Raw genomic sequence first — 26,478 nt, 5'->3', positions numbered from 1 at the left:
TTCCCCCATGACCACCTTCCTTTCCGCCGGCGCTGCCGGCGACGCTTCGCTGCGCCACCACTACCTGCGCATCGATGGCCAGCGCGTGCATTGCGTCTCCGCCGGGCACGGTGCGCCCGTGCTGCTGATTCCCGGCTGGCCGCAGACCTGGTACGCGTGGCGCCACGTGCTGCAAGCACTGGCCGAGGCCGGTTTCGAAGCAATCGCCGTTGATCCACCGGGCATCGGCGAATCCGACCGTCCCGCCCACGGCTACGACACCGGCAGTGCTGCCGCAGTACTGCACCAGACCATGCTGGCGCTTGGCCACGACCGTTACCAGGTGGTCGGCCATGACATCGGCATGTGGATAGCCTATGCACTGGCCAGCGACCAGCCGCAGGCCGTGCGCCAGCTGGCGGTCACCGAAGCGGTGATTCCCGGCCTCGCGCCGGAACCCGGCATTTTCGCCGCACCGGCCGACAACATCTTCCTCTGGCACTTCATGTTCAACCAGGTGGCCGACCTGCCCGAGGCGCTCATCAGCGGACGCGAACGCGCCTACCTGGAATTCATGTTCGACCGCTGGTCGTACCGGCGCGATGCGGTGGCCGCCGATACCTACATCGCCGCCTACAGCCGCCCCGGCGCACTGCGGGCAGGCTTCGCCTGGTACCGCGCGATTCCGGAGACCATCCGCCAGAACAAGCTGCGCGCGCAGCGCCGGCTGCCGATGCCGGTGCTCGCGATCGGCGCCGAACACGCCACCGCCGATGCGCCGATGCTGACCCTGCAACCGCATGCCGATGATGTGCGCGGCAGCATCGTGCCGGGCTGCGGCCACTTCATCATGGAAGAAGCGCCCCAGGCGTTCCTCGAACAGTTGTTGCCGTTCCTGCAGGAGGCACGCCATGCTGCTTGAGCCGGCACTGCAGCAGTTCGTTGACGCCGTCGCGGCCCATCCGCTGCCGGAGGACCTGCGCGAACTGCGCGCGATCAGCGAGAACGCGCTGCCACAGCTGCAGGGCGCGCCCCAGCCGGTAGCACATGTGGTCGAACACACCGTGATCGCTCGCGACGGGCAGGCGCTGGAGCTCCGCCTCTACACGCCGCAAGGACTGTCCCATGGGCCCGCGCCGGCCCTGCTGTTCGCTCATGGGGGTGGCTGGTTCCAGTGTTCGCTGGCGGTCTATGACGGTCCTTGCCGTGCGCTGGCCAATGCCAGCGGCTGCGTGGTCGCCGCCGTGGGCTACCGGCTGGCGCCGGAGCACCCGTTCCCAGTGCCGCTGTACGACATCGCTGACGCCTGGCAGTGGCTGCAGGACCACGCCGAGCGCCTCGGCCTGGACCCACAGCGGCTGGCGATCGGGGGCGACAGCGCCGGTGGCAACCTCGCGGCCGCCTGCTGCCTGCTGCTGCGCGAACTGGGCCTGCCGCAACCGTGCCACCAACTGCTGCTGTATCCGGCGCTGGATGCCGGCATGGACAGCGATTCCTACCGCGACTACGCCGCTGGCTACTACCTCAGCGCCGAACTGATGCAGCGCTGCTGGCAGGCCTATCTGGGGGATCTGGCCGAGCCGCCGGCGCTGGCTTCGCCGGCCCACGCAACCGACCTGAAGGGGCTGGCGCCCGCCTCCGTGCTCAGCTGTGAGCACGACCCGCTGCGCGACGAGGCCGAATACTACGCGCGACGCCTGCAGGCTGCGGGTGTCGGCTGCACGCTGGAGCGGCTGCCGGGGATGATCCACGCCTGCATGCACCTGCAGGCGGTGAGCACCGCCACTGCAGTGGCGGTACAACGCGCGGGCGATCTGCTGCGCCACGCCTTGGCCTGAAACGGCCCGGGACGGCGGTGGATCCCTGCCCCGTCCCGGCCGGGCGCTTGGCAAGCGCGGCAGGCGGCGCTACACTGAAAGCCTGCCGTGGGGCCATAGCTCAGCTGGGAGAGCGCGTCGTTCGCAATGACGAGGTCAGGAGTTCGATCCTCCTTGGCTCCACCACTCTTCAGAAGAACCCGCAGATCGCCATGATCTGCGGGTTTTTTCTTTTCAGCGCCTCCGGCTCAGGCCGGCTCCTGGTCTCCATCCTTGCGTTGCGGGCCGCGCGAGTGCGTATCACGCACCTGTTGATCGCGCTGCCCCGGCCGCTGCTTGGCCACATCGTCCTGCTTCCTGTCCTGGCGGCTTTCCTGGATGCCCTGCTTCGGGTCCTGATCCCTGCTTTGCTCGTTCATCGAAAACTCCCTCGCCGGCAGCAGGCCAGCGCTGCCACCACGCTAGAGGTTGCCGGGTGAGCCGCAGGTCAGTCCCGCGCCAACATCCTGTGCAGGAAGCGGCTTGCCGCCACCGCCCCGCCCAGCCAGAATCCGGGGCACCACGCTCACCGGTGTGCCATGCCCTCCTCTGCCCAGCACGCAGCCCACGCGTTGCCGATGCTCCTCAATGCGACCGACGGCAGCATCCAGCTCGGCAACCTGCCAGCATTGATCGGCCCCACCTTGTTACTGGACGAAGCGCGTGCCGCCTTTGCCCCGCTGGTCCGAGGGGAGCGCGATGTCGGCACCGGCTGTCGCTGGCTCAGCCTGCACCGGCTCAGCCTGGGCGGTGTGCCCGCTGGCATCAGCCTGTGCTTCCACGGGCAACAGCTCGACATGGTGACGATCGGCGTCGATCTGCCTGGTGCGACACTGGAAGACGGCTGGCCGACCCAGGCCGCGATCGATGCCGAAGTCGCTTTCATGCGGCGCACCTTGGCCACGGCACTGGGGCGCAAACTGGCAGGTGGCCGCGCCCGGTTCGACTGGGGCGAAGCCTGGGCCGGTTTCGATCCGAAGGGCTTCATGGCCAGCAGCGGCATCCGCTACGCGCCACGCTCATGACGCCGCTCAGGTACGTGTGATCGACACCCCACCTTCCACACGCATCGCGGTTCCGGTAACGAAACTGCTTTCATCGCTGGCCAGGAACAGCGCCGCGTTGGCGATCTCCTCCGGCTCGGCCATGCGCTTGAGTGCATGCAGCGAGCGCACGAAGTCGCGGGCATCGCCGGTCGGTGCGGCCTGCCGGCCCATTTCGGTATCGGTGCCACCGGGCAACAGCACATTGCTGCGTACGCCGCGCGCGCCGTACTCGGCCGCGATCACTTGGCTCAGGCCGATCAGCCCCGCCTTGCTCGACGCATAGGCCGCCATGCCCGGGAAGCCCACGGTATGGCCGACAAAGGTGCCGACAAACACGAGCGAGCCGCCGCCGCGCGCCAGCAGTGCCGGCAACTGCGCGCGTGCCCCGTGGAAAGCGGCATCCAGATTGGTCGCCATCACTTCGCGCCAGGCGTCCACCGGGAACTCCGCCGCAGGTACGCCCGGGCCGAGCATGCCAGCATTGTTGAGCGCGATGTCCAGGCCGCCGAAGGACTGCTGGGCCAGATCGACCAGCGCTTGTGCCGTGCCCGGGTCAGCCACGTCAGCGGCATGCGCCACGGCTTCGCCACCGGCGGCGCGAATCTGCTCGACCAGCGCCTGCAGCGGCTCCGGCCGCCGTGCGTTGAGCACCAGCTTCGCCCCTTCGGCGGCGAAGCGCAGCGCGCTGGCGCGGCCAATGCCAGCGCTGGCACCGGTGATGAGAGCGATCTTGTTGTTCAGGCGCATGGTCGTGGTGCCGGTTGTGAAGTGGCCGCCACGATGCCGCGCCTTCGGCCTGCCAACACTCCGTTTCCGGGCCTGGCCCGTCGGTGCAGGAAACGGAGTTTCCGCAGAACCGGCGCGTGCCAGAATCCGGCCATGGACAGTACCGCCACCACCGCCCTCGATGCCCGCGTCGAACGGGTCTGCCGCCACCTGCAGACCAGCCTCGACGAACCCTCACTGCAGGAACTGGCCGACATCGCCGGCTGCAGCCCGACCCGGCTGCACCGCCTGTTCAAGCAGGCCACAGGGTTGACCCCCAAGCAGTACGCTGCCGCGCTGCGCGCCGACCGCCTGCGCACCGGGCTTGAACAGCAGGAACGCATCACCGATGCCTTCCATGATGCCGGCTTCGGTTCCAGTGGGCGCTTCTACGAGAACGCACCGAAGTTGCTGGGCATGACGCCCAAGCAATGGCGCGCAGGTGGTCGCGGCGAAGTCATCCACTTCGCGCTTGCCGAAAGTTCACTGGGCAGCGTGCTGGTGGCCAGCAGTGCCACCGGCGTGGTCGCGATACTGCTCGGCGACGATCCGGAGACGCTGCTGCAGTCATTGCAGCAACGCTTCCGCCAGGCCGAACTGATTGGCGCCGACCAGGGCTATGAGCAACTGGTGGCGCAGGTCGTGGGCCTGGTCGAGGATCCTTCGCGGGGCGCCACGCTGCCGCTGGATATCCGCGGCACCGCATTCCAGCAACGGGTGTGGCAGGCGCTGCAACAGATCCCGCGTGGACAAACCGCCTCCTATGCGGATGTCGCTGCGCGTATCGGTGCGCCACGCTCGAGTCGTGCGGTGGCACGTGCATGCGCAAGCAACCCGCTGGCGGTGGCAGTCCCCTGCCACCGCGTGGTGCGCCGCGACGGCGACCTGTCCGGCTACGCCTGGGGCGTGGCACGCAAGCGCGAACTGCTGCGCAGGGAAAAGGCCTCGACTGCCTGAAGTGGGTGCCGACCTTGGTCGGCACACCGCCAAGCCCTCAATCCAGCTTCACCACCAGCTTGCCGAAGTTGTGCCCCTTCAACAGCCCGAAGAACGCCTCCGGCGCATTCTCCAGCCCTTCCACCACATCCTCGCGGTACTGGATGCGGCCTTCGCGCAGCCACTGCGGCATCTCGCGTTCGAAGTCCGGCCACAGGTGGTTGAAGTCGTGCACGATGAAACCGCGCACGGTCAGGCGCTGGCGCAGGATCTGGCTGAACAGTGCGGGCAACCGGTCCGGACCGGGCTGCTCGACGCCGCGCTCGTTGTAGGTGGCGATGGTGCCGCACACCGGAATGCGGGCGAAGTTGTTGAGCAGCGGCAGCACTGCATCCAGCACGTGCCCGCCCACGTTCTCGAAATACACGTCGATACCCGCAGGAACCGCTGCGCGCAGCTGCGCGGCGAAATCAGCGGCGCGATGATCCAGCGCCACGTCCACCCCCAACGTCTGCAGGTAAGCGCGCTTGGCTTCGCCACCGGCGATGGCGACCACGCGCGCGCCCTGCAGCTTGGCCAGCTGCGCCACGGTCGCACCCACCGGCCCGGTCGCGGCAGCCACCACCAACGTCTCGCCCGCCTTCAAACGGGCGATTTCATGCAGGCTGGAATAGGCGGTGAAGCCGGGCATGCCATATACCCCCAGCGCCGTACTCAGCGGCAGCCCGGCCGGATCCAGCCGGCGCCCCAGTGCCTTGGCCGGCAGCACCGCGTGGGTCTGCCAGCCACCCGGTGCCAGCACCAGCTCACCTGTGGCTACGCCCTCGGCGTTGGACTGCAGCACCTCGGCCACGGTCTGCCCTTCCACACCGCGCCCACCGCCACCGGCGCGGCGTACGACGGGCCCTCGTCCATGCGTCCCCGCATGTACGGATCCAGTGAGAGGTAGCGGTTGCGCAGCAGCACCTCGCCGTCGCCCAAGGGCGGCAGCGCGGCATGCTCCAAGCGGAAATTGGCTGCAGTAGGCGCCCCCAGCGGACGCGACGCCAGCACGATGCGGATGGTGGTCGATGAGTCGGACATGACGACGATCTCTGCTGTTGCCAGCGTCAGGAAGAGAACGCCGACACTACGCCGCAGCGTGCCCCAATGGCGGTCACGAAAACAGCGTTCCATGTCAGGTGTCGGTGCCGTCCAAGCGCTGGCCCCGCCACACCGCTTTTGTCGATCACCGTGGCCCGCTGAATTCCGCCGCAGGCGATGATCACCGCGCCGCCGCGCCCGGATGAATCGGCATCCAGCGCGCCCCCGCCCCGCGACGGCGGATCAAGTACTTGCGCCTGCGCAGACGGCAATGTGAAGGTTTTTTGCCAAAATGCTTGCCGTAGGCGACTGACCTCCGTAATATGCGCGTCCTTGGCAGCGACCTCGCTGCAATGAACTACGTGGCCGAGTAGCTCAGTTGGTAGAGCAGGGGATTGAAAATCCCCGTGTCGGCGGTTCGATTCCGTCCTCGGCCACCACGTTCGACAGCCTGCAGAAATGCGGGTCTTTTTTTCGGGAATCGCAGTTGATCGTGATTGCCACACAGTTTGGCCGAGTAGCTCAGTTGGTAGAGCAGGGGATTGAAAATCCCCGTGTCGGCGGTTCGATTCCGTCTTCGGCCACCATCTTTCGAGACCTGCAGAGATGCAGGTCTTTTTTTTTGTCTGTGCTTCGCGCACTGCACAAGTTGCGGATGCGGCGCTTGCGCACACGCCCGGTTGACGAAACATTTACACCGGCATGCGCGGCGGCACCTACGCTCCAGACTCCTGCCTGGAGCCTAACGATGCCTCTGCGCCCTGCCCTGCTCGCATTCCTGCTGCTCGCCACCTGCCCGGCCTTGGCCGCCGAGCCGGTGCGCGCGGTCGACGCGCTGGATATTGACCGCTATGCCGGCCAGTGGCACGAGATTGCGCATCTTCCGGTTTCGTTCCAGAAGCAATGCGTGGGCGATATCACCGCCAACTACGGGCTGCGCCGCGATGGCCGCATCAGCGTCACCAATGCCTGCCGCAACGGCGACGGAGAACGCGTGGTTGCTGAAGGCGTGGCGCGCCCGGTTGCCGGCCATCCCGGCCAGTTGCAGGTGCGATTCGTTCCGGACTGGCTGAGCTGGGTGCCACTGGTCTGGGCCGACTACTGGGTCCTGGCACTGGACCCGGACTATCAGTGGGCGTTGGTCGGTGAACCGGACCGAAAGTACCTGTGGATCCTCTCGCGCCTGCCGGAAATGGATCGCGCCCAGTTCGAACAGCTGAAAGCCAAGGCCGAGACGATGGGCTACGACCTCGGCCCGCTGCGCCTGATGGCCCCGATTCGCGATACACCCGCCGACTGACCCCCCCGCATCCGGCGCACCACGCGCGCGCCATCCGGCGCCGCGCACGCCCGGCCGCCATCTTCACGCGCTACCCTCTGCGACGGGTCGCCACAGGCGATCCAAACGACCATACGCCGTAGTATGCTTATCCAAGGCACCCCTCCAGAGGACCTGCGCCCATGCTCCACCGTTTCCGTATCGCCTTGATCGTCCTGTGCACCCTCGCCCTTGTTGCCTGCAACAACGGCATCGTCAAGCGTGTTTCGGAACCGGCGGCCAGCCTCCAGCAGCTGACCGTGCGCGCCGACGGCAACTGGACCGTGGCCCTGCGCCTGCAGAACTACAGCTCCATGCCCATGACCTTCGATGACGTCGCGCTGGCGCTGACCGTCGGCGACAGCGACGCCGGCACCCTGCAGGCCAAGCCGGGCATCTCCATTGGCGGCACCTCAGCCGATGTCATCAATGTTGACCTCGTGCCCAGCTCGGCCGCACGCCTGGTGGTGGCCGACGCGCTGGCCAGCAACCGCACCCTGGCTTACGGCCTGAAGGGAACGGTGGCGGCCACGCCGCAGGAAAAGAAGCAGCGCAGCTTCGATATCAGCAGCCGCAGCACCCTCAACCAGGCGCCCGGCCTGCCGGGCGTGCTGCGCTGATTTCCACCTTCCGTCGCGGCGCCTGGCGCCACTCTCCCCTGCCCTGATCAAACCGAGACGTACCGATGAGCAGCTACACCGCCCCGCTTTCCGACCTCCGTTTCGCCCTGCACGACGTGCTCAAGGTCGAACCCCTGTTCGCCCGCCTGGGCTTCACCGACGCCACCGCCGACGTGGTCGATGCCGTGCTGGAGGAAGCCGGCCGCTTCAGCGCCACCGTGCTGGCCCCGCTCAACAGCGTCGGCGACGAGATCGGCTGCGTGCTCGACCAGGCCACCGGTGAAGTGACCACCCCGCCCGGCTTCAAGCAGGCCTACGACCAGTTCGTCGATGGCGGCTGGACCGGCCTGACCGCCTCGCCGGAACTGGGTGGGCAGGGCCTGCCGCACACCCTGGGCGTGCCGCTCAACGAAATGATCAACGCCGCCAACCTGGCGTGGGGCAACTTCCCGCTGCTCTCGCACGGCGCCATCGAAGCGCTGAAGCAGCACGGCGAAGCCTGGCAGCACGAGGCCTTCCTCAAGCCGCTGATCGAAGGCCGCTGGACCGGCACCATGTGCCTGACCGAACCGCACTGCGGCACCGACCTGGGCCTGCTCAAGACCAAGGCCGAGCCGAATGCCGATGGCAGCTACGCGATCACCGGCACCAAGATCTTCATCACCGCCGGCGAGCACGACCTGACCGGCAACATCGTGCACCTGGTGCTGGCCAAGCTGCCCGACGCCCCTCCGGGCGCCAAGGGCATCTCGCTGTTCGTCACCCCCAAGTTCAAGGTCGACCGCGAAGGTAACGTCGGCGAGCGCAACGCACTGCGCTGCGGCTCGATCGAGCACAAGATGGGCATCAAGGGGTCGGTCACCTGCGTGATGAACTTCGATGGCGCACAGGGCTACCTGGTCGGCCAGCCGCACAAGGGCCTGCAGGCGATGTTCACCATGATGAACACCGCGCGCCTGGGCGTTGGCCTGCAGGGCATCGGCCTGTCCGAGCGCGCCTACCAGAACGCACTGAAGTACAGCCGTGAGCGCCTGCAGTCGCGCGCCCTGAGTGGCGCCAAGTTCCCGGACAAGCCGGCCGACCCGATCCTGGTCCACCCGGATGTGCGACGCATGCTGCTGACGGTGAAGTCGCTGGTCGAAGGCAGCCGCCTGCTGGCGCTGCACGCTGCCACCCTGATCGACATTGCCCACCATGCCGGGGATGCCGCCGAGCGCGAGCGCGCCGACACCCTGGTGAGCTTCCTCACGCCCATCTCGAAGGCCTGCCAGACCGAATGGGGCATCGAGAACACCTACAACGCCCTGCAGTGCTTCGGTGGCCACGGCTACATCCGCGAACACGGCATGGAACAGCTGGCCCGCGATGCGCGCATCACCACACTGTATGAAGGCACCACCGGCATCCAGGCGCTGGACCTGATCGGCCGCAAGACCGCCTCCAGCCAGGGCGCCGGCCTGAAGCTGATGCTGGCCGAGATCGAAGCCTTCGCCAAGGAACACGAGGGCAACGAAGCGCTGGCCGAGTTCATTGGCCCGCTGCGCGCCAAGGCCGCCGAATGGGGCAAGCTGACGATGGACGTGCTGCAGCGCGCGGCCGGCAATCCGGACGAACTGGGCGCAGCCAGCTACGACTACCTGTTCTATTCGGGTTACGTGGTGCTGGCCTACTGGTGGGCCCGCAGCGTGGCCGCCGCCGATGCCAGCGCGCACGGTGCCGCTTTCGCCCAGGGCAAGCGCGAAACCGCGCGCTTCTACTTCGCCCGCGTGCTGCCGCGCACGCTCAGCCACGCCGCCGCGATCCAGTCCGGCGCCGCCCCGCTGATGACGATGGACGACGAGCGCTTCGGCGCCTGAGCCGGGCTGCCGCCCGGCACCCGCGGTAGTGCCGGCCGCTGGCCGGCAACCGCAACAGCCGGCTTCCTGCGGGATGGCGAGGTGGGTCCAATTGCGGGGGACGGCGCAAGTACGTCCCTGTAGCCTCGGTCGCGCCATCCATGGCGCTCACGCCCCCGCAACCGGACCCACCCCGCCCTCGACAGATTTCTGCTGCTGGTAGGTGTCGACCTTGGTCGACACCGTAGATCCACGCCATGCGTGGATGGAAACCCCCGAAATCCCTCTGGAGAAGAGCCCCCTTTTGTTAAAGGGGGCGCGCCGACAGGCGCGGGGATTAGGAAGAATGCGCGGACCTGAATGTTGACGATTTGCGTATCGCCGACAGGCGATACACAAATCGTCAACATTCAGGTATAAGCTGTTCTCCCGATGGAGACAGACACTACACGCTTGGGTCTGATCGAAGCCGGAGCTCCGCTTTCTGCTCCGGGCGCCGAAGCATCGCCCAACGCCACGACGCTGCATCGCCCCGGTTCGGTCCGGCTGCTCTCGCTTGATGCCCACGGACGCGTACTGGACTGGATCACCTGGCAGGACGCAGCCTGCCTCTACGCGCGCGAAGCGGTTGCCTGGACGCTGGGCGATCCCTGCCTGCACATCCACGGCGGTACCAACCGCTTCACCGGCCTGCAGAGCGGCATGGACCTGCACCCGATCATTGCCGCCCGCGGCCACGCCCGCTCCCGCGCGATCGATCCGACACCGAACCTGACCAACCCGGCCCTGTTCGCCCGCGACGCCCATCTGTGCATGTACTGCGGCCAGCAGTTCAACCGCCCCACGCTCACCCGCGACCACGTCGTGCCGCTGTCCAAGGGCGGCCTGGACTGCTGGGAAAACGTGGTTACCGCCTGCTTCCACTGCAATTCGCGCAAGAGCGACCGCACCCCGCAGCAGGCCGGCATGCCCCTGCTGGCAGTCCCCTACCGGCCCAGCTGGATCGAGCACCTGATCCTGTCCAACCGCAACATCCTGGCCGACCAGATGGCCTTCCTGAAGGCGCAATTGCCCAAGCGGTCGAAACTGAGCACCTGAACGCCCGAAAATGCAACCCTCACCGTCCTGTCACGGGCGGCGGCGTTTGCTTGCCCCACCCCCGTTTGAGGGCGAAAATGGGCGTTCAGAAAAAGTGCGAACATGATGATCGACTCTGCCCGCTATCCCCGCCTCGCGCGCATCCAGACTCCGGATGACCTTCGCACGTTCGACGAATCCGAATTGAGGGCGGTCGCCGACGAACTGCGCGCCTACCTCATCGAATCGGTGGGCAAGAGCGGCGGCCACTTCGCCGCCGGCCTGGGCGTGATCGAACTCACCGTGGCCCTGCACTACCTCTACCAGACTCCGGTCGATCAGCTGGTCTGGGACGTGGGTCACCAGACCTACCCGCACAAGATCCTGACTGGCCGCCGCGACGAGATCCATACCGTCAAGCAGAAGGACGGCGTCGCGCCGTTCCCGAAGCGCGAGGAAAGCGAGTACGACACCTTCGGCGTCGGGCACTCCTCGACCTCGATCTCGGCGGCACTGGGCATGGCCATCGCCCGCCAGTCCGAAGGCGACGACCGCAAGATCGTGGCCGTGATCGGTGACGGCGCGATGACCGCCGGCATGGCGTTCGAAGCGCTGATGCATGCCGGCGGCATGGAGCCGGAACCGAACCTGCTGGTGATCCTCAACGACAACAACATGTCGATCTCCGAGGCGGTCGGCGGCCTGACCAAGATGCTCGGCCGTGCTACCGGCAGCCGCACGCTCAATGCGCTGCGCGAAGGCGGCAAGAAGATCCTCGGTGACAAGAAGAACAACCCGGCGCGCTTCGTGAAGCGCTGGGAAGAACACTGGAAGGGCATGTTCGTGCCGTCCACGATGTTCGAGGAAATGGGTTTCCACTACACCGGCCCGATCGACGGCCACGACATGCCCGCCCTGCTGTCCACGCTGAAGACGCTGCGCGCCTCCAAGGGCCCGAAGCTGCTGCACGTGATGACGACAAAGGGCAAGGGCTACGAGCCGGCTGAAGGCGATCAGATCGGCTACCACGCGGTGGGTCCGTTCGATCCGGACAAGGGCCTGGTGGCCAAGGCCGGTGCCAAGAAGCCGACCTACACCGATGTGTTCAGCGACTGGCTGTGCGATGCCGCCGCCGCCGAACCGCGCCTGTACGGCATCACCCCCGCGATGCGCGAAGGCTCCGGCCTGGTGCGTTTCAGCAAGGAATACCCGCAGCGCTACTTCGACGTGGCCATTGCCGAACAGCACGCGGTCACCCTCGCCGCCGGCATGGCGACCCAGGGGGGCAAGCCGGTGGTGGCGATCTACTCGACCTTCCTGCAGCGCGCGTACGACCAGTTGGTGCATGACGTGGCCATCCAGGACCTGGATGTGCTGTTCGCGATCGACCGCGCCGGCGTGGTCGGCCCGGACGGCGCGACCCATGCCGGCAACCTCGACCTGAGCTTCCTGCGTTGCGTGCCGAACATGGTGGTGATGGCCCCCTCCAACGAAGCAGAATGCCGGCAGATGCTCAGCACCGGCCTGCAGCACCCCGGCCCGGCAGCCGTGCGTTATCCGCGTGGCACCGGCACCGGCGTGGCTGCCGGCACCGACCTGTCCACCCTGCCGATCGGCAAGGGCGAGCTGCGCCTGCAGGGCAGCCGCATCGCCCTGCTGGCCTTCGGCAGCACGGTGGCCGCCGCCGAGCAGGTCGGCCGCGAACTGGGCCTGAGCGTGGTCAACATGCGTTTCATCAAGCCGCTGGACCGCGAGCTGTTGCTGGCTGTGGCCGCCCAGCACGAGGGCCTGGTGACGATCGAAGACAACGTGGTGGCCGGTGGCGCCGGCTCCGGCGTCGGTGAGCTGCTCAACGCCGAAGGCGTGCTGCGCCCGATCCTGCACCTGGGCCTGCCCGACAGCTACCAGCACCACGCCAGCCGTGAAGACCTGCTGGCCGAAGCCGGTATCGATGCCGCGGGCATCCGCGCGGCGGTACTCAAGCGCTGGCCGCAGCTGGCCGCCGGCACACCGCCGCTCAGCGCGGCCGGCTGAGGCCGATTGCCACTCCGTGGATCCACGCATGGCGTGGATCTACTGCGGAACAGAGGCGCAGACCCACGCCAGATGCAAAGTAGATCGACGCCATGCGTGGATAGCGGGGTCCCAGAACCGGATCTGGCCGGAAGCCCCAACCCTCAGCCGTAGCTGACCGCTTCCACGAAGGCGCCGCTGGCTTCCACCCGCACCGCAGCGCGCTGCCCGGTGTCGACGAAGTGGAGACGTGCAAGGGTCTCGGCGAAATCATAGGCTCTGGCACCGTCGCGGAACTCGATCGGTTCGGGCCGGTCCGGGTGCAGCACGCGCCATTGGCGTTGCTCGCATTGCAGGCGGATCAACATGCAGCTCACTCCTTGAGGCAGCGTATCGACGGTGGCGGGATGGGCGTGCCGGTTACGGCAGACTTCATCGCGACGGATCAGGGGCACACAGGGGTGCCCTGATTCGCAGAAGATACGACGTTCAAAATGTGAGCTGTATCAGATTATTCTGATTTTCGAGGGGTGCGCTCAATTCACCTGGAACTGCGCCCGGCAGCCGTCGCTGACCCAGATGCCACGGCGGTCCCAGCCCCAGGTCTGGCCTTCGATGCAGGCACTGCGTGAATCCTGGCGGACCAGGCGCACGCCACGGCGGATGCGGGCATCGCAGTATTCCTGGCGGTGACCGTTGGAATGGCAGGTGATCACCTCGCCCCCGCCCCAGCCATCGCCACCATTGCCCCAGCCGTTGCCATGGCCACCACCCCAGCCACCGCCGCGGCGGTACTCGCCGACGAACTCGGCACGGCAGCCCTGGGTGACCCAGACGCCGTAGCGCGATTGCCCCCAGGTCTCGCCTTCCACGCACGGCGAGCCGGACAACTGGCGGATCATCCGGGCACGGCCTTCCAGGCGGCATTCATTGCTGCGGTTCTTGATCGATTCGCAGCGTACGATGCCGCCGCCGTCGCGACCGCCATAGCGATCGTCGTCATAGCCGTAGCCATAGCTCTGCGCCTGCGCGCCGCCTGCGGCGGCCAACATCGGCAGCAGCGTGCAGGCCAGGGTGCGCCAGGTGAGTGCCTTGCCCATCGGAATCTCCACATGAATACGATGGCGCAAGCATCCGGGATTCGCGGCCCGGCGGACAGGGGCGCCCCCAAGGCGGTTCTTTCCCCATTCAAACAGCTCAACCGTGGCTGACTGCACCTCGGCCGGGTGGTGTCAACGTCCGAAGTGGAGTGCGTCCACGGAATTGCCAAGCGCCTCGACCCGTACCGTGCTGCACTGGCCGGTGCGGCGGTGGTGCTCCTGGGCCCGCGCTGCGGCGACATCGAAGGCCTCGGCACCCCGTGCATAACGGGTTGCGTCATGCGCCTGCGGGTCCAGTACGGACCAGTGCCGGGCATTGCATTGAACGGTAATGACCATTGGAGACTCCTGCGGAATGGGTCAAGCCGGCGACGGAAGGCCCTGAGCACCGGTACCCCATCAGGCTAGCGATCGCCTCCGGGATGGCCCATCAGATTTGTACGAAAATGCCGCGCCGCGCTGTCAGGGCGCCCCGCCATCACATCCCTGAGGCCGTTTAGTGAGTCCCCTTTCGTGACCCTTGTCACGGAGTTGGCGGAGCTTCACACTACCGTCACCAACAGGGGCCCCTTCCACATGCGCACCTTCTTCTCGCAGCAGCGTTGGACGCTGCTGAAGTTCTACTTCGTGGCCAGCTACCTCGTGCTGATCGAGGAACTGATCCGCGCCGCCATGCACTGAGCGCTTGCTGTAGGGCTATTTGCGGCAGACACTGTCGCTTTAGGCACGGAGCCCGCCCGATGAAAGCGCTTCTTCTGATTCCAGCCCTGCTGGTGCTGTCCGCCTGTGCCAACCAGCATCAGGCCGCTGCGCGTGCCGATACGGCGGCCACTTCGCCTGCCACGCCGAAGGTCGGTGGCGACCGCGATGCCCACGGTTGCATCGGTTCGGCCGGCTACCAGTGGTGCGAGCACAGCCAGCGTTGCGAACGTCCGTGGGAACTGGCGCAGGCACAGGGTCTGGCCAACACCGCCGAAGCCATCGATGCCTACTGCGCGAAGCCGGCCAGCCCGGCGCGCAAGTGACTCGCGCCGCCCATGGCCGAGCTGAGTCCGCTACCCACCCTGGCCCCGGGCCGCTACCGCCACTTCAAGGGCGGCGAGTACGAAGTGCTCGACATCGTCCGCAGCAGTGAGACCCTGCAGCCGATGGTGCTGTACCGCGCGCTGTATGGCGAAGGTGGCCTGTGGGTACGCCCGTACGCCATGTTCGTCGAGCAGGTGCCGGGCGAGCACGGACCGCAACCGCGTTTCGCCCGCATCGACGCATGATGGCTCCGCTGCCGGCCTTGGCCGGCAGCGCGCGGCAACGCGGTGGGCCTGCGCTACAGTCGTACCGTCCAGTCGGTTTCTTCCCGCCACGCCGGTATCCGCTCCTGTTCGCGCTGCAAGGCAGCCGACCGCGTGCGCCAATCACTGCTGCGGGCCACCATCGAAGTAGCCTGCCGTAATGGCTTGGCTGCTGGTGGATGAAGCCACCGGCGCGCTGATCGGCGATTTCGAAGCGCGGGCAACCCGATGGAACCAGCGCTGCCTGCGCTTGACGTCCTGGAAGCGTGCGATGCTGGCCGAATCCCGGCGACGCCAACGGTACGCGGCGCGCTGCACGCTGCCAATGGCTGCTGGGCCACGGCCTACCCGCTGGACGCGCAGGAACGTGCCAGCGCATTGACCATGGCCGAACAGGCGCTGAAACTGAGCGCAATGAGCTGGAGCGGTCAGTGAATTCCTATCTCTACCTTGCCGCTGCCATCGTGCTGGAAGTGATTGCCACATCACTGCTGAAGGCGTCCGACGGCATGAGCCGGCTGGCGCCGACACTGGGCGCACTGGTCGGCTATGGACTGTGCTTCTACCTGTTGTCGATGACCATGAAGTCGATCCCGACCGGCATCGCCTACGCGATCTGGTCCGGCGTCGGCATCGTGCTGATCTCGCTGATCGGGCTGGTGGTGTTCAAGCAGCGCCTGGATGCACCCGCGCTGATCGGCATCGGCCTGATCTGCGCCGGTGTACTCGTGATCAACCTGTTTTCGCGCAGCAGCGCGCACTGAGCACGCTGCTGCGCGATCAACGCTAGCTGACCTTCTTGGCCACGGTCATGCCGAGCAGGAACAGCACCACGGCGATGATGATGCCGGCCCAGAACAGGAACTTGGCGATGCCGACCGAGGCACCGGCGATGCCACCGAAGCCGAGCACGCCTGCGATCACACCGATGATGGCGAAGATGATGGCCCACTTGATCATGTCAAACCTTTCCCTGCGGGGACTGCGTACTGGATGATCAGGCTAGGCCGTCACCGATGCGGCAGTCGTGAACAGGCCGCGTGCGCGGCGTGAATCAGCGCGGACGAAAGCGCAGCAGCGCGACGGCAAACGCCAGGAACACGCTACCGACCAACCGCTCGAACCAGCGTCGCGCAAAGGGTTCGGCCAGCCAGCGGCGCAGGCCATGGCCACCGGCTGCATACATCACGTACCAGAACAGTTCGCAAGCGGCGAAGGTGGCCACCAGCACGCTGTACTGAAACGCCTGGCCACGTGACGGGTCAACGAACTGCGGCAGGAACGCCGCCGCGAACAGCAGCAGCTTGGGATTGCTCAGGCCCACCAGAAGGCCACCACGGAACACGGTCTAGGCACCAAGCGTCGGCATCATGGGCAGTGCGGCATCCACCGTCACCGTAGGCGCGGGACGGCAGCTGTCGCGCCATGCCTTCAGGCCCAGCCAGGCCAGGTAGGCCACGCCCAGATAGCGCAGCACTTCGAACAGCATCGGCGAGGAATGAAGCAATGCGCTCAGGCCAGCAGCGGACGCGGCCAGCACCAGCAGCATCGCCAGCAGGCAGCCGGCCATCGCCGGTACACTGCCGCGGAAGCCGAGTCCGACGCTGCGGCCGAGGATATGCAGCATGTTCGGCCCCGGCGTGCCACACAGAACGAACACCGTGGCGAGGAACCACCACCAGGTATGCAGGGCCATGGCGCACATCCACTTCAGAAGACCGTACCAGCATAGAGTGCGTCTGCAACGCGCGGCACATACAGCACAGCGTGGATGTGGTGGTTACAGAGGCAGGCTCAGGCCGCGTGCGCGTCGCGCCGTACCAGTACCTGGTCGATCAGGCCCCATTCGCATGCCTGCTCGGCACTCATGAAACGATCGCGGTCCAGGGTCTGCTCGACCTCCTCGACACTGCGTCCGCAATGCTGCGCATACAGCCGGGTGATGCGCTGCTTGGTGCGCTGCATTTCCTCGGCGTGGATGAAGATGTCCGAAGCCTGGCCCTGTACCCCGCCCAGCGGCTGGTGCACGTGCAGGCTGGCATTGGCCAACGCCGCGCGGTGACCCGGCTCGCCGGCCATCAGCAGGAACGACCCCATCGACCGCGCGGTGCCCATGCACAGCGTATGCACCGGAGCAGAGATGTATTGCATCGTGTCGTACATCGCCAAGCCGCTGGAAATGACTCCGCCTGGCGAGTTGATGTACAGATGGATCGGCTTCTCCGGGTTTTCCGATTCCAGGAACAGCAGCTGCGCGCAGACCAGCGCCGACACGGTGTCATCGACTTCGCCGTTGAGAAAGATGATGCGCTCGCGCAGCAGCCGCGAGTAGATGTCATAGGAACGCTCGCCGCGCTCGCTGCGTTCCACCACCATCGGTACCAGCTGCATCCTGTCCCGCATGTGCCTGCTCCCTATAGCGTTCGATCCAAGCGCTGGTTCAAGCCGCGCGCATCACCGTGCGATGCTCATCGTTGGAAGCCGGCGGGATCAGAGAACGCCGGTCAGTGAGCCGATGCACGATGGTCAGCACCGTCCCTCCACCCTCATCCGCGCGCAGCCGGAAACACACCAGACTGTGCAGATGTGGGGGCTGCGCATCGCGCAAGCGGAAGCCCAGCTCCCGTCCCTCCTCGCACAGGCAGGGCTGCGGGTCGGCAAGATCGGCTGCGGGCAACCAGCGCTCACGCAGCGCCGGGTCCAACAGTGCGCGCCAGACCCGTTCCGGTGGCGCTGGCAGCCACTGCTCCATCACCAACGCAGGAGCCGCTTCGTTCAGAACGTCGTCCATCAATCCATCTCCTTCAGCAGATCCTGCAAGGCATCCATACGCGCGGGCCAGTAGGCCCGGTAGCGCTGCAGCCAGTTGCCGATGTGGGCCAGTCCGCGCGGATCGACCTCGTAGTAGACGAAGCGGCCTTGGCGCTGTTCGCTCACCAGCCCGGCATCGCGCAGCACTGCCAGGTGCTGGGACATCGCAGACTGGCTGATCGCCACGCCCTCGCGCAGCGCGCTGGCATGCTGCCCGCCCTCGGCCAGCTTTTCGAAGATGTGGCGGCGGGTCGGGTCGGCCAGCGCCTTGAACAGGGCGTTCTCGATCATGGTCAACACATTAGCAATCGCTAATGTGTTGTGCAACTCCCGCATCGGCTGTGCTGCAATGACGGCTCCCCGGCATGGAGCTGTGCATGAAGACCCTTGGCCTGATCGGCGGCATGAGCTGGGAAAGCTCGGCGCAGTATTACCGGCTCATCAACGAGGACGTGCGGCAGCGCCTCGGTGGCGCACATTCGGCGCAGCTGCTGCTGTGGTCGGTGGACTTCGCCCCGATCAAGCAGCTGCAGCACGACGGCGACTGGGATGCACTGGGCGACCACATGGTTGAGGCCGCACGGCGCCTGCAGGCCGGTGGTGCCGATCTGCTGCTGGTCTGCACCAACACCATGCACCAACTGGCCGACCGCATCGAGGCGGCCTGCCCACTGCCACTGCTGCATATCGCCGACCCCACCGCCCAGGCCATCGTGCAGGCAGGCGCGCGAAAGGTGGGCCTGCTCGGCACCGCCTTCACCATGGAGCAGGACTTCTACCGCGGCCGGCTGCAGGATCGCTTCGGATTGGAGGTCCTGGTTCCCGAAGCCGATGATCGTCGCAGCGTGCACGACATCATCTACCAGGAACTGATCGCCGGCGTGGTCAGCGAACACTCACGACAGGTCTACGCCGGCGTGATCGAGAGACTGGTCGCGCGCGGCGCCGAGGCCATCATCCTCGGCTGTACCGAGATCATGCTGCTGGTACGGCCGGAGGACAGCACAGTGCCGCTGTTCGATACCACTGCACTGCATGCGCGGGCCGCCGTGGACGCGGCGCTGGCGTGAATCAATGCGCGCCGGAACGCGGAATCAGTCCGCGCCCTGCACTTCCAGCGCGGTGATCAGCCATTCGACCACCGCCTGGGAATCGCACAGGAAGAAGATGGCATCGCCGGAGCGCGCTTCGGTAAGCAGGCGATAGACCGTGATCGCCACCGCCGACTGGTTGGCGATGAACACTTCCGGGCTGCGCGGCCCTTCGCTGTGGCCGGCAACCGCGTGCAGCGCCTTGCGTGCGGCCACGGTCGCAACCGGGTCCGCGCTGCGGGTCAGTTCCGGCCCGCGCAGGCCCCAGGCAGTGAACACGTGCTTGCCCTTGAACGTGGTGTCCAGGACCCGCACCTCGGCGCCGCCTGCGTCGGCCGAGCGATGAATGACGGTACTGCTGATCAACGCAACCCCCTGTGGTCGTCGTGGTCCGCGCATCCTCCCGCACAGGCCGCCCGCACACCAGTGACGGCAGCCACAGGCTGCGCCGACAGGCGTGGAAGACATGTAAGAAGGCGTAAACCGATGCGATCGGATGTGCAGCGATGATACGGGATGTAAGCCTCTGCATGGGCCCGTGCGCACTACTAAATCCTTACTGAGCCACATCCGGAACGATGCGTTCCGATGGCCTCGTGCTGGGTCATTCTTGCCGCCCGAATCCACGCTCGAGGCTCCCTATGACCCTTCGCCCGCTGCTGCCGATCACCGGCGCCGCCCTTGCCCTGCTGCTGGCCGCCACCGCCGTGGCCGCCCAGGACCACGACACTGATCACATTCCAGCGCTGCGCTGCGAATCCCAGTTCAACAAGACCGAGCAATGCCCCATTGAGGGCCCGATGCGCCTGGCCAGGCAACTGTCGGTCACCCGCTGCGTGGAGAACCAGAACTGGGGCCAGAGCCGCCGCACGTTATGGGTGACCGACGGCTGCCGCGCCGAGTTCGTCGCCGACGGATACGGGCGCTGGCCGGGACGTGGCCGTGGCCGTGGCCGTGGCCGTGATCGCGACAACGAGGGTGAACGCCTGGTCTGCGAGTCCTACGAGAACAAGGACAAGGAGTGCCGCATCCGCGTCCGCCACGAGGTGCGGCTGGTCAAGCAGAAATCGGTGACGACCTGCATCGAGGACCGCAACTGGGGTTGGGACCGTCGCGGCGTGTGGGTCAGCGACGGCTGCCGTGCCGAGTTCCGGGTGTATTGACTGCCGACGTGATGGATAGACTGGGCGCAACCAGCTCAGGAGCTTCGATGGTGCCGCCCGATCCTTCCTCGACGACGCTGCATATCCGCGAGGAAATGCCCGCCGACGTTCCCGCGTTGATCGCGCTCGACAGCGTTGCGGCCCACGATCCGCGGCGCGCACGGCAGATCAGCGACTGGCAGGCCAGCGGTGGCATGCACGTGGCCGAACGGTCCGGCCAGCTGGCCGGTTACCTGGTCATCCATCGTCACTTCTTCGGCGAAGCCTTCGTCGAGATGCTCATGGTGGCGCGCGAACAACGCAGACAGGACGCCGGCGCCGCCCTGCTGCGCCATGCCATCGCGCTGCAGGGGCAAGGCAAGCTGTTTACTTCGACGAATGCATCCAACACCAGCATGCAACGCCTGCTCGCCGCCCCGGGTTTCATCGAAAGTGGCATCGTGCATGGATTGGACGAAGGCGATCCGGAACTGATCTACTGCTTTGCCGGCAGCTGATCGAGATACACGGCCACCTTGGCGTCCAGCAGGTCCATCAACAGCGGATCCATGCAGCGATAGTCGTCGGGGATGTCCAGGCAATGCAGGCGCTTGTGTTCCAGCAGGCGCGCGTACGTGGCCTGCAGGCGATGCTGGTGCTTGGCCTCCATCACGAAGATGACATCGGCCCAGCGGATATCCGCCGGGCCGATGGGGCGTCGTGCGTGCGGGCTGGTACCGGCCGACAGCGCGTTGAAGCCGGGCCGCCGTCGCCACATGGCTTCGGCGGTCGGGCTGCGCAGCTGGTTGCGGCTGCAGACGAACAGCAGGTTGATCATTCCTGTTCCTGCAGTTGGCGGGCGCTGAGGACCGGATAGGTGAAGCCCAGCTGGCGTGCGCGCGCGAGCTTGGCATCGCGCGTATACAGCAGCTTCCAGTTCTTCTCGGGCTTGTAGCTGTAGGCGGTCGTGGCGCGGTCGCCACCACGGTTGCGGGCCTGGCTGCGACGCCAGGCACGGCTTCTTGCAGATTCCATGATGTGTTCTCGTGAGTACCGGGTTCAGCAGCCGCGGTAGTACGAGTGGCGCGCAGCATACACCGCACGCACAAAAAAACCCACGCATCGCTGCGCGGGCTTCTTGATTCATCACAGTGGTCGGGACGGCCGGATTCGAACCGACGACCCTCTGCCCCCAGGCATCATCACTGGCTGCCCCATCCCGTTGATCCATAAGGGTTTCAGGCCTGCACCGGGCCTCCCATAAGTGCCGATTGAGGCCCAATTCAATCAATTACTTCCGCGCTGATAGGGTTGCAGCCACCGGGACTAAACATGGCTCCGCATCTGCTGCGGCCCTGCCCTCATCTACGCCCTACGGGCGTCGCTCGGACGGAGCTTGGTCACCGGCGGCGGCTTGGCGGGCTCCAATGACCGCATCCTCCTGCCTCGGACTATTCCGGCGGAGAAAAACCGTGTGCTTGACCCAAAACGAAAAACTTGTACGCGTTCGGGAATCGAACAGCGCCTGGATGTGAGCTGGCCGCCAACTCTAGTGCGTACGAAAGAGATGAGACATTCTTGCCGGGGACCGGCGGATGCCGCAGCGCCATGCCCTTGTCGTCAGTAAAATGAGTGAACTCGTGGACCATCGTGCCAACCTTTGAGGGTTCACCAATGTGATTGGCGGGCAGCATAGATAGGGACCAAAATACAGGGCATGCGTGAATTACGTATGGAGCACCTGACTGCACATAAGCAATGGTGTCTGCCGGCACTTCGTCAGCATTGCACCGGCAGGAGAGGGACACCGGCGGCTTCGGGGTCACTCCGTCTCCCGAAATTCTCCAGATGATCGCCATCAAAGTGCTATCAACCAGCGCATCATCTTCGTTGACATCTTCACCGGCAACGACGTTGACGTCCGGGCCATGCTCCCCGAAGTAGCGCGTATAGTGAACTGAGGGGCTGAACCTCAGCCACAACTCAGTTTCAGATGTTGTATCGACCTCAGTCATCTGCTGGAGCTGGCTCAGCGCATTTCCTGCACCAATCGTTACCCCAGCCAATACACTCTGAAAAATTGCACTTTTTTGGCCGAAGGCGGGGTGCCGGCCGGATCGACACATGCCACAGGTTCAAGAAACTCCCCCGCCCGGGCTTGCTTCATTGTTCTTCCAGTAACGGGTACAACAACCGTGCGGGGTGCGGGATACGCACTTTGCCACTTGCCTGATTGCCGCTTTATGGGCCCAGCTTCCGCATTCCTGCCGTCGGCGGTGCGATAGGAAATCGGGGCTCGCAAGCCAATGGTGTAACTCAGCCCTGGCGACAGACTATAGCCACTTGCAAGATTTATATCTAGGCTGAAACTGCCGCCAGGAGGTATGGACAAAGAACTCGGAGTTTCGGAGAGCGTATCCCTCATTATCCCGAAGAACTGGACTTCGCGCCCATCCTGCTGTTTCACTATGAAGGGATCATCCAACAACATTTTGCGAGCATTGAGCGTCGGCAGAGAAGACTCAGCGACTACCGCAACTTGGTCACCGACATTCGAGAGCTTCAACGCGATTGAAGTTTCTCCCATGTCGCCCTTCAGCGGAACTATTTCGACTTGTAGCCGAGCGTCGGCCATCGCAACATTGCTGCTACAAAGCGCGATGAACAGCATTGCCACTTTAATGGGTGATTTCATTCCGCCACCCGCCTTCTTCCATGATTCAAGATGCGTTATTAACATACAGATCAGCATTTTCCAACCCGAACCTCAGCCATCGATCTGTAGGACTTCCCCGAACCGCAGATTAAATTTTCGAACCGCCATAAGAATCACGTTTTTGCAGGCACTGACCTCCAGGATCTTTTGCTACCGCGCCTACGCCACTGTGCCGAGCTCGGCCATCATCGCAAAGGCCATCGCCGGCGAGACCGTTGGACTTCAGTGAAGCGTCGAAGAACTACGCCTTTCGCCTGGCAATCGAGCGCATCAGCGGAGAGCCGCGAGTTCCAGGACGTCCGCGAGTCAATCAGCTTGGATCGGCATGCATCAGGTGTCACTCCAGGAGATCCGCAGGCTTGGCGGTGCTCTTCCACACAACCGTCGAGGTTGGTCGGAAGAACAAGTGCAGCACCTTCTCACACACAGCTCGCCGGCGATGACCGAGGTGTATCTGGAAGGCCACGAAAGGCCGTGGACCGAGATCAACACGGGCATCCTCGCCATTCGATAGGGTGACGATAGGGTGCACAACGAAGAAGGGCCTGCACCGTATGGCGCAAGCCCTTGTTCTATCGCTGCTTTTGGTCGGGACGGCCGGATTCGAACCGACGACCCTCTGCCCCCCAGGCAGATGCGCTACCAGGCTGCGCTACGCCCCGACTGATGCTGCGATGTGCCCGCCAGTGCGGCGGGCCGTGAAGTATAGCGGATTACGATGGAAATGGGATCAGCGGCGCAACAACTGCAGCACTTCTTCCAGCTCCATGCGCACCTGCTTGATGATCTGGTTGCTCAGCGCCGATTCCTCGCGGGCATCGGGGCCGTCCAGACGCAGGCGTGCACCACCGATGGTGTAGCCCTGTTCGTACAGCAGGCTGCGGATCTGCCGCACCATCAGCACGTCATGGCGCTGGTAGTAGCGGCGGTTGCCTCGGCGCTTGGCCGGCTCAAGGCTGGGAAACTCGGTTTCCCAGTAGCGCAGGACGTGCGGCTTGACGTCGCACAGCTCGCTGACTTCACCGATGGTGAAGTAGCGCTTGGCCGGAATCGGCGGTAGTTCGCGGTTACTGCCCGGATCCAGCATAAGCTTCCACCCTCTCCTTGAGCTTCTGGCCCGGACGGAAGGTGACCACCGTACGGGCGGAAATCGGAATTTCCTCGCCGGTCTTGGGGTTGCGACCCGGGCGCTGGTTCTTGCGCCGCAGATCGAAATTACCGAAGCCCGACAGCTTCACCTGACGTCCCTGTTCCAATGCTTCACGCAGCACATCGAAAAACGCGTCGACGAATTCCTTGGCTTCCCGCTTGTTCAGACCGACTTCGTCGAACAGCTTTTCCGCCATCTCCGCCTTGGTCAATGCCATTGCCTGCTACCCCCGAGTGCTGCCCGCTCAGCCGCGGATCCGGGCGTGGTGTTCACGCTCGATGGCAGTGACCGCCTCGGCCACCACCGCTTCCACGTCGCGGTCCGTCAGAGTGCGCGACTTGTCCTGCAAAATCAAGCCCATAGCGAGACTCTTGAATCCCGGCTCGACGCCCTGGCCGACATAGCGGTCGAACAGGTTCAGGTCGCGCAGCAACGGGCCGGCGGCCTGGCGGACGGTCGCCGCCAGATCGGCCCAGGCCACCTGTTCAGGCACCAGGAATGCCAGGTCGCGGCGCACCGCCGGGAAGCGCGACAGTTCGCCGGCACGCGGCAGGCGGCGGGCGGTCAGCGGTTCCAGGTCCAGTTCGAAGGCGTAGACGTCGGCTTCGATGCCCATCGCCCTGGCCAGGCGCGGGTGAACCTGGCCGATCCAGCCGATCGCCACGCCATCGCGCAACACCTCGGCCGAACGCGCCGGGTGGCCGTAGGCGCGGGTGGACGCACGGAACTCCAGCTGCGCGCCACTGGCGGCCGCCAGCGATTCGAGGTCACCCTTCAGGTCATGGAAATCGACCTTGCGGGTCGGCAGGCCCCACTGCACCGCCTGCGCATCACCGCAGACCGCAGCGGCCACGCGCGGGGTTTCCAGCGGTGCCGGCTGGCTTTCGCCAAGCGACGCATCTCCGGCCTGCTGGGCGAACACCCGACCCAGCTCGAACAGGCGCACGCGGCCGAGCTGGCGAGCGGCATTGCGGCCTAGGGTGGCAACCAGGCCCGGCAGCAGCGACGGGCGCATCACCGCCAGTTCGGCCGACAGCGGGTTGGCCAGCGGCACCAGGGCGTCGCGCAGCTGCCACTGGGCCAGCAGTGCGTCGTCGACGAAGGCGAAATTGACGGTTTCCTGCAGGTCGCGAGCGATCAGCTGGCGGCGCACGCTCAGCGCGTCCAGCTGGGTCTCGCTCGGCATCGCCACGCGCGAGGCACCGCCCGGCAGCGTGGTCGGGATCTGCTCGTAACCGTGGATGCGGGCCAGTTCTTCGATCAGGTCCTCTTCGATGGCGATATCGAAGCGGCGGCTCGGCGCGGTGACCTGCCAGCCGTCGGCGGTGGCGGCCACGTCCATGCCCAGCGCACGCAGGATGCGCTCGACTTCGGCATCGTCAATGGTGATGCCAAGCACGCGGGTGATGCGCGTGCGGCGCAGCACGATCGTGGCCGGCTGCGGCAGATCGGCCTCGCGCACAGCTTCGGTGACCGGCGCCGGGGTACCGCCGGCCAGGTCCAGCACCAGGCGGGTGGCGTACTCGATCGCGGTACGCGGCAGTGCCGGATCGACACCGCGCTCGAAGCGGTGGCCGGCATCGGTGTGCAGGCCCAGCTTGCGGCCACGGCCCATGATCGCGGCCGGCGCGAAGTGCGCGGCCTCCAGGAACACGGCGGTGGTCGCGTCGGTGACACGGGTGTCGAAGCCGCCCATCAGGCCGGCCAGGCCGACCGCACGATCGGCGTCGGTGACCACCAGGAAGCTGTCGTCCAGCGCGGCATCGCGGCCGTCCAGCAGCTTCAGCGTCTCGCCCGCGCGCGAACGGCGCACGGCAATGCTGCCCTGCAGGGTGGCCAGGTCGTAAGCATGCATCGGCTGGCCCAGCTCCAGCATCACATACTGGGTGATGTCGACCAGCAGCGAGACCGGACGCACGCCACTGCGGCGCAGGCGCTCGGCCATCCACAGTGGGGTCTTGGCGGCAGCGTTGACGCCCTCGATCACACGGCCCAGATAACGCGGCGCTTCGGCGCCAGCGTCGAGCTGGATGGCCAGCTCACGGCTGCCGGTAGCCGGAATGGCGTCGGCGGCGAAATCCAGCACTTCACTGCGGGTAGCGGCGGCGACGTCGTAGGCGATGCCGCGCAGGCTGAAGCAGTCGGCGCGGTTCGGGGTCAGCTTGATTTCGATACTGGCGTCCGGCAGGCCCAGGTACTCGACCAGGGCCTGGCCGACCGGGGCGTCATCGGGCAGTTCCAGCAGGCCGGAGGCATCGTTGTCCAGGCCCAGCTCCTTGGCCGAGCACAGCATGCCGTTGGACTCGACGCCACGCAGCTTGGCCGGCTTGATCTTCAGCTCGCCGATCTGCGCACCGACCATCGCCAGTGGCGCGACCAGGCCCGCGCGGGCGTTCGGCGCACCGCAGACGATCTGCAGCAGCTCGCCCTGCCCGGCATCGACCTTGCACACCTGCAGGCGATCGGCTTCCGGGTGGCGCGCGGCCTCGACGATGCGTGCCACGACCACGTGATCGAGGCCTTCGCCCAGCGCGGATACTTCTTCCACTTCCAGGCCGATGGCGGTCAGCACCGCGCTCAGCTCATCGCGCGAGGCGGAGGTCGGGACGTGGCTGCGCAGCCAGTTTTCGGAGAATTTCATGGTGTCACCC

General features: G+C 65.9%; 33 protein-coding genes, 5 tRNA genes and 2 pseudogenes. 19 read left to right on the top strand and 21 right to left on the bottom strand.

What is annotated here, in order from left to right:
- Positions 1-7 precede the first annotated feature (7 nt).
- The 3 genes from ROV95_RS10165 to ROV95_RS10155 all read left to right on the top strand — a co-directional run bounded on the left by ROV95_RS10165 (position 8) and on the right by ROV95_RS10155 (position 1,982).
- On the top strand, positions 8-901 hold the full coding sequence (locus tag ROV95_RS10165) for an alpha/beta hydrolase (protein ID WP_019660535.1): 894 nt from the start codon (positions 8-10) through the stop codon (positions 899-901).
- Complete coding sequence (locus ROV95_RS10160; protein ID WP_100478501.1) at positions 891-1,817, top strand: alpha/beta hydrolase; 927 nt, start codon at positions 891-893, stop codon at positions 1,815-1,817. The genes ROV95_RS10165 and ROV95_RS10160 overlap by 11 nt, the downstream gene beginning before the upstream one ends.
- Positions 1,818-1,906: 89 nt before the next feature.
- Positions 1,907-1,982: transfer RNA gene (locus tag ROV95_RS10155), tRNA-Ala, on the top strand.
- A 62-nt stretch (positions 1,983-2,044) separates the two neighbouring features.
- Here ROV95_RS10155 and ROV95_RS10150 read toward each other — a convergent pair.
- Positions 2,045-2,215: a hypothetical protein gene (locus tag ROV95_RS10150; protein ID WP_019660537.1), complete on the bottom strand. Its 171-nt coding sequence runs from the start codon at positions 2,213-2,215 to the stop codon at positions 2,045-2,047.
- 159 nt (positions 2,216-2,374) lie between these two features.
- Here ROV95_RS10150 and ROV95_RS10145 point away from each other — a divergent pair, with 159 nt between their 5' ends.
- The gene (locus ROV95_RS10145; protein WP_233653915.1) at positions 2,375-2,860 is read left to right on the top strand and encodes a hypothetical protein; all 486 of its coding nucleotides are present in this window, start codon (positions 2,375-2,377) and stop codon (positions 2,858-2,860) included.
- 6 nt (positions 2,861-2,866) lie between these two features.
- On the opposite strand, the gene ROV95_RS10140 is transcribed toward ROV95_RS10145, so the two are convergent.
- Positions 2,867-3,628 carry an SDR family oxidoreductase gene (locus ROV95_RS10140; protein WP_233653914.1) on the bottom strand — a complete coding sequence of 254 codons (762 nt, stop codon included), beginning with the start codon at positions 3,626-3,628 and terminating at the stop codon, positions 2,867-2,869.
- Between the two features lie 132 nt (positions 3,629-3,760).
- On the opposite strand from ROV95_RS10140, the gene ROV95_RS10135 reads away from it, so the two are divergent.
- Entirely contained in the window at positions 3,761-4,603 is an 843-nt protein-coding gene (locus ROV95_RS10135) for a methylated-DNA--[protein]-cysteine S-methyltransferase (protein ID WP_031269378.1), read from the top strand.
- A gap of 37 nt (positions 4,604-4,640) precedes the next feature.
- On the opposite strand, the pseudogene ROV95_RS10130 reads toward ROV95_RS10135, so the two are convergent.
- Positions 4,641-5,665, bottom strand: a pseudogene (locus ROV95_RS10130) (NADP-dependent oxidoreductase).
- 364 nt (positions 5,666-6,029) lie between these two features.
- Here ROV95_RS10130 and ROV95_RS10125 point away from each other — a divergent pair.
- From ROV95_RS10125 to dxs, 7 genes are all read left to right on the top strand, one after another.
- Positions 6,030-6,105 (top strand) — tRNA-Phe (locus tag ROV95_RS10125).
- 71 nt (positions 6,106-6,176) lie between these two features.
- Positions 6,177-6,252: transfer RNA gene (locus tag ROV95_RS10120), tRNA-Phe, on the top strand.
- 161 nt (positions 6,253-6,413) lie between these two features.
- Positions 6,414-6,965, top strand: coding sequence for a lipocalin family protein (locus ROV95_RS10115; protein ID WP_312544230.1), 552 nt, complete (start codon positions 6,414-6,416; stop codon positions 6,963-6,965).
- A gap of 161 nt (positions 6,966-7,126) precedes the next feature.
- Complete coding sequence (locus ROV95_RS10110) at positions 7,127-7,603, top strand: LEA type 2 family protein (RefSeq protein WP_010486516.1); 477 nt, start codon at positions 7,127-7,129, stop codon at positions 7,601-7,603.
- A gap of 65 nt (positions 7,604-7,668) precedes the next feature.
- A complete protein-coding gene (locus tag ROV95_RS10105; RefSeq protein WP_312544228.1) occupies positions 7,669-9,459 on the top strand; it encodes an acyl-CoA dehydrogenase C-terminal domain-containing protein in 1,791 nt (596 codons plus the stop codon).
- A 411-nt stretch (positions 9,460-9,870) separates the two neighbouring features.
- A complete protein-coding gene (locus tag ROV95_RS10100) occupies positions 9,871-10,536 on the top strand; it encodes an HNH endonuclease (protein ID WP_312544226.1) in 666 nt (221 codons plus the stop codon).
- Positions 10,537-10,641: 105 nt separating this feature from the next.
- The gene (gene dxs / locus ROV95_RS10095) at positions 10,642-12,549 is read left to right on the top strand and encodes a 1-deoxy-D-xylulose-5-phosphate synthase (RefSeq protein WP_032953273.1); all 1,908 of its coding nucleotides are present in this window, start codon (positions 10,642-10,644) and stop codon (positions 12,547-12,549) included.
- Between the two features lie 143 nt (positions 12,550-12,692).
- Here the strand turns inward: dxs and ROV95_RS10090 are convergent, their stop codons facing one another.
- From ROV95_RS10090 to ROV95_RS10080, 3 genes are all read right to left on the bottom strand, one after another.
- Positions 12,693-12,896: a hypothetical protein gene (locus tag ROV95_RS10090; RefSeq protein WP_005417823.1), complete on the bottom strand. Its 204-nt coding sequence runs from the start codon at positions 12,894-12,896 to the stop codon at positions 12,693-12,695.
- Positions 12,897-13,064: 168 nt separating this feature from the next.
- Entirely contained in the window at positions 13,065-13,628 is a 564-nt protein-coding gene (locus ROV95_RS10085) for a DUF3011 domain-containing protein (protein WP_308305602.1), read from the bottom strand.
- Positions 13,629-13,760: 132 nt separating this feature from the next.
- Positions 13,761-13,967 (bottom strand): hypothetical protein, encoded by a 207-nt coding sequence (locus ROV95_RS10080; RefSeq protein ID WP_021202175.1) that lies wholly within the window; start codon positions 13,965-13,967, stop codon positions 13,761-13,763.
- A 401-nt stretch (positions 13,968-14,368) separates the two neighbouring features.
- On the opposite strand from ROV95_RS10080, the gene ROV95_RS10075 reads away from it, so the two are divergent.
- From ROV95_RS10075 to ROV95_RS10060, 4 genes are all read left to right on the top strand, one after another.
- Positions 14,369-14,653: a hypothetical protein gene (locus tag ROV95_RS10075; RefSeq protein ID WP_005410420.1), complete on the top strand. Its 285-nt coding sequence runs from the start codon at positions 14,369-14,371 to the stop codon at positions 14,651-14,653.
- Positions 14,654-14,665: 12 nt separating this feature from the next.
- A complete protein-coding gene (locus tag ROV95_RS10070) occupies positions 14,666-14,899 on the top strand; it encodes a DUF1653 domain-containing protein (protein WP_019660549.1) in 234 nt (77 codons plus the stop codon).
- Between the two features lie 246 nt (positions 14,900-15,145).
- A complete protein-coding gene (locus tag ROV95_RS10065) occupies positions 15,146-15,352 on the top strand; it encodes a hypothetical protein (protein ID WP_312544222.1) in 207 nt (68 codons plus the stop codon).
- Entirely contained in the window at positions 15,349-15,681 is a 333-nt protein-coding gene (locus tag ROV95_RS10060; protein ID WP_019660551.1) for an SMR family transporter, read from the top strand. Before ROV95_RS10065 ends, ROV95_RS10060 begins: the two co-directional genes overlap by 4 nt.
- A gap of 22 nt (positions 15,682-15,703) precedes the next feature.
- Here the strand turns inward: ROV95_RS10060 and ROV95_RS10055 are convergent, their stop codons facing one another.
- From ROV95_RS10055 to ROV95_RS10035, 5 genes and pseudogenes are all read right to left on the bottom strand, one after another.
- The gene (locus tag ROV95_RS10055) at positions 15,704-15,877 is read right to left on the bottom strand and encodes a DUF1328 domain-containing protein (RefSeq protein WP_021202178.1); all 174 of its coding nucleotides are present in this window, start codon (positions 15,875-15,877) and stop codon (positions 15,704-15,706) included.
- A 94-nt stretch (positions 15,878-15,971) separates the two neighbouring features.
- Positions 15,972-16,613 (bottom strand): annotated as a pseudogene (locus tag ROV95_RS10050) (LysE family translocator).
- 98 nt (positions 16,614-16,711) lie between these two features.
- A complete protein-coding gene (locus ROV95_RS10045) occupies positions 16,712-17,320 on the bottom strand; it encodes an ATP-dependent Clp protease proteolytic subunit (RefSeq protein ID WP_111102443.1) in 609 nt (202 codons plus the stop codon).
- A gap of 37 nt (positions 17,321-17,357) precedes the next feature.
- On the bottom strand, positions 17,358-17,708 hold the full coding sequence (locus ROV95_RS10040) for a polyketide cyclase (RefSeq protein ID WP_171952881.1): 351 nt from the start codon (positions 17,706-17,708) through the stop codon (positions 17,358-17,360).
- Complete coding sequence (locus ROV95_RS10035) at positions 17,708-18,019, bottom strand: metalloregulator ArsR/SmtB family transcription factor (protein WP_019660556.1); 312 nt, start codon at positions 18,017-18,019, stop codon at positions 17,708-17,710. Before ROV95_RS10035 ends, ROV95_RS10040 begins: the two co-directional genes overlap by 1 nt.
- Before the next feature lie 86 nt (positions 18,020-18,105).
- On the opposite strand from ROV95_RS10035, the gene ROV95_RS10030 reads away from it, so the two are divergent.
- Entirely contained in the window at positions 18,106-18,798 is a 693-nt protein-coding gene (locus ROV95_RS10030) for an aspartate/glutamate racemase family protein (RefSeq protein ID WP_053443330.1), read from the top strand.
- Positions 18,799-18,822: 24 nt separating this feature from the next.
- Here ROV95_RS10030 and ROV95_RS10025 read toward each other — a convergent pair whose 3' ends face one another.
- The gene (locus ROV95_RS10025; protein ID WP_019660558.1) at positions 18,823-19,218 is read right to left on the bottom strand and encodes a hypothetical protein; all 396 of its coding nucleotides are present in this window, start codon (positions 19,216-19,218) and stop codon (positions 18,823-18,825) included.
- A 242-nt stretch (positions 19,219-19,460) separates the two neighbouring features.
- Between ROV95_RS10025 and ROV95_RS10020 the strand changes: the two genes are divergently transcribed.
- Both ROV95_RS10020 and ROV95_RS10015 read left to right on the top strand, forming a co-directional pair.
- Positions 19,461-19,982 carry a DUF3011 domain-containing protein gene (locus ROV95_RS10020; RefSeq protein WP_312544218.1) on the top strand — a complete coding sequence of 174 codons (522 nt, stop codon included), beginning with the start codon at positions 19,461-19,463 and terminating at the stop codon, positions 19,980-19,982.
- Positions 19,983-20,029: 47 nt separating this feature from the next.
- Positions 20,030-20,479: a GNAT family N-acetyltransferase gene (locus ROV95_RS10015; protein WP_312545108.1), complete on the top strand. Its 450-nt coding sequence runs from the start codon at positions 20,030-20,032 to the stop codon at positions 20,477-20,479.
- Here the strand turns inward: ROV95_RS10015 and ROV95_RS10010 are convergent.
- From ROV95_RS10010 to pheT, 9 genes are all read right to left on the bottom strand, one after another.
- Positions 20,458-20,799 (bottom strand): phosphotyrosine protein phosphatase, encoded by a 342-nt coding sequence (locus tag ROV95_RS10010; RefSeq protein ID WP_312544216.1) that lies wholly within the window; start codon positions 20,797-20,799, stop codon positions 20,458-20,460. The genes ROV95_RS10015 and ROV95_RS10010 overlap by 22 nt on opposite strands.
- Positions 20,796-20,996 (bottom strand): hypothetical protein, encoded by a 201-nt coding sequence (locus ROV95_RS10005; protein WP_204260624.1) that lies wholly within the window; start codon positions 20,994-20,996, stop codon positions 20,796-20,798. The genes ROV95_RS10010 and ROV95_RS10005 overlap by 4 nt, the downstream gene beginning before the upstream one ends.
- A 117-nt stretch (positions 20,997-21,113) precedes the next feature.
- Positions 21,114-21,183: transfer RNA gene (locus ROV95_RS10000), tRNA-OTHER, on the bottom strand.
- 229 nt (positions 21,184-21,412) lie between these two features.
- Positions 21,413-21,976 carry a M35 family metallo-endopeptidase gene (locus ROV95_RS09995; RefSeq protein WP_180876562.1) on the bottom strand — a complete coding sequence of 188 codons (564 nt, stop codon included), beginning with the start codon at positions 21,974-21,976 and terminating at the stop codon, positions 21,413-21,415.
- Positions 21,977-22,014: 38 nt separating this feature from the next.
- Positions 22,015-22,656 carry a hypothetical protein gene (locus ROV95_RS09990; RefSeq protein ID WP_312544211.1) on the bottom strand — a complete coding sequence of 214 codons (642 nt, stop codon included), beginning with the start codon at positions 22,654-22,656 and terminating at the stop codon, positions 22,015-22,017.
- Between the two features lie 606 nt (positions 22,657-23,262).
- Positions 23,263-23,339 (bottom strand) — tRNA-Pro (locus ROV95_RS09985).
- Between the two features lie 68 nt (positions 23,340-23,407).
- Positions 23,408-23,764, bottom strand: a complete 357-nt coding sequence (locus ROV95_RS09980; RefSeq protein ID WP_005410431.1) for a MerR family transcriptional regulator — start codon at positions 23,762-23,764, stop codon at positions 23,408-23,410.
- A complete protein-coding gene (locus ROV95_RS09975) occupies positions 23,745-24,044 on the bottom strand; it encodes an integration host factor subunit alpha (protein WP_005410432.1) in 300 nt (99 codons plus the stop codon). The genes ROV95_RS09980 and ROV95_RS09975 overlap by 20 nt, the downstream gene beginning before the upstream one ends.
- 27 nt (positions 24,045-24,071) lie before the next feature.
- Positions 24,072-26,468, bottom strand: coding sequence for a phenylalanine--tRNA ligase subunit beta (gene pheT, locus ROV95_RS09970; RefSeq protein WP_312544209.1), 2,397 nt, complete (start codon positions 26,466-26,468; stop codon positions 24,072-24,074).
- Positions 26,469-26,478 lie beyond the last annotated feature (10 nt).

It is taken from the genome of Stenotrophomonas maltophilia group sp. msm1 (assembly GCF_032025805.1).
GTDB lineage: Bacteria > Pseudomonadota > Gammaproteobacteria > Xanthomonadales > Xanthomonadaceae > Stenotrophomonas > Stenotrophomonas hibiscicola.
Note: the sequence above shows the minus strand (reverse complement) of the source record. Positions and strands in the feature narration are given on the sequence as shown.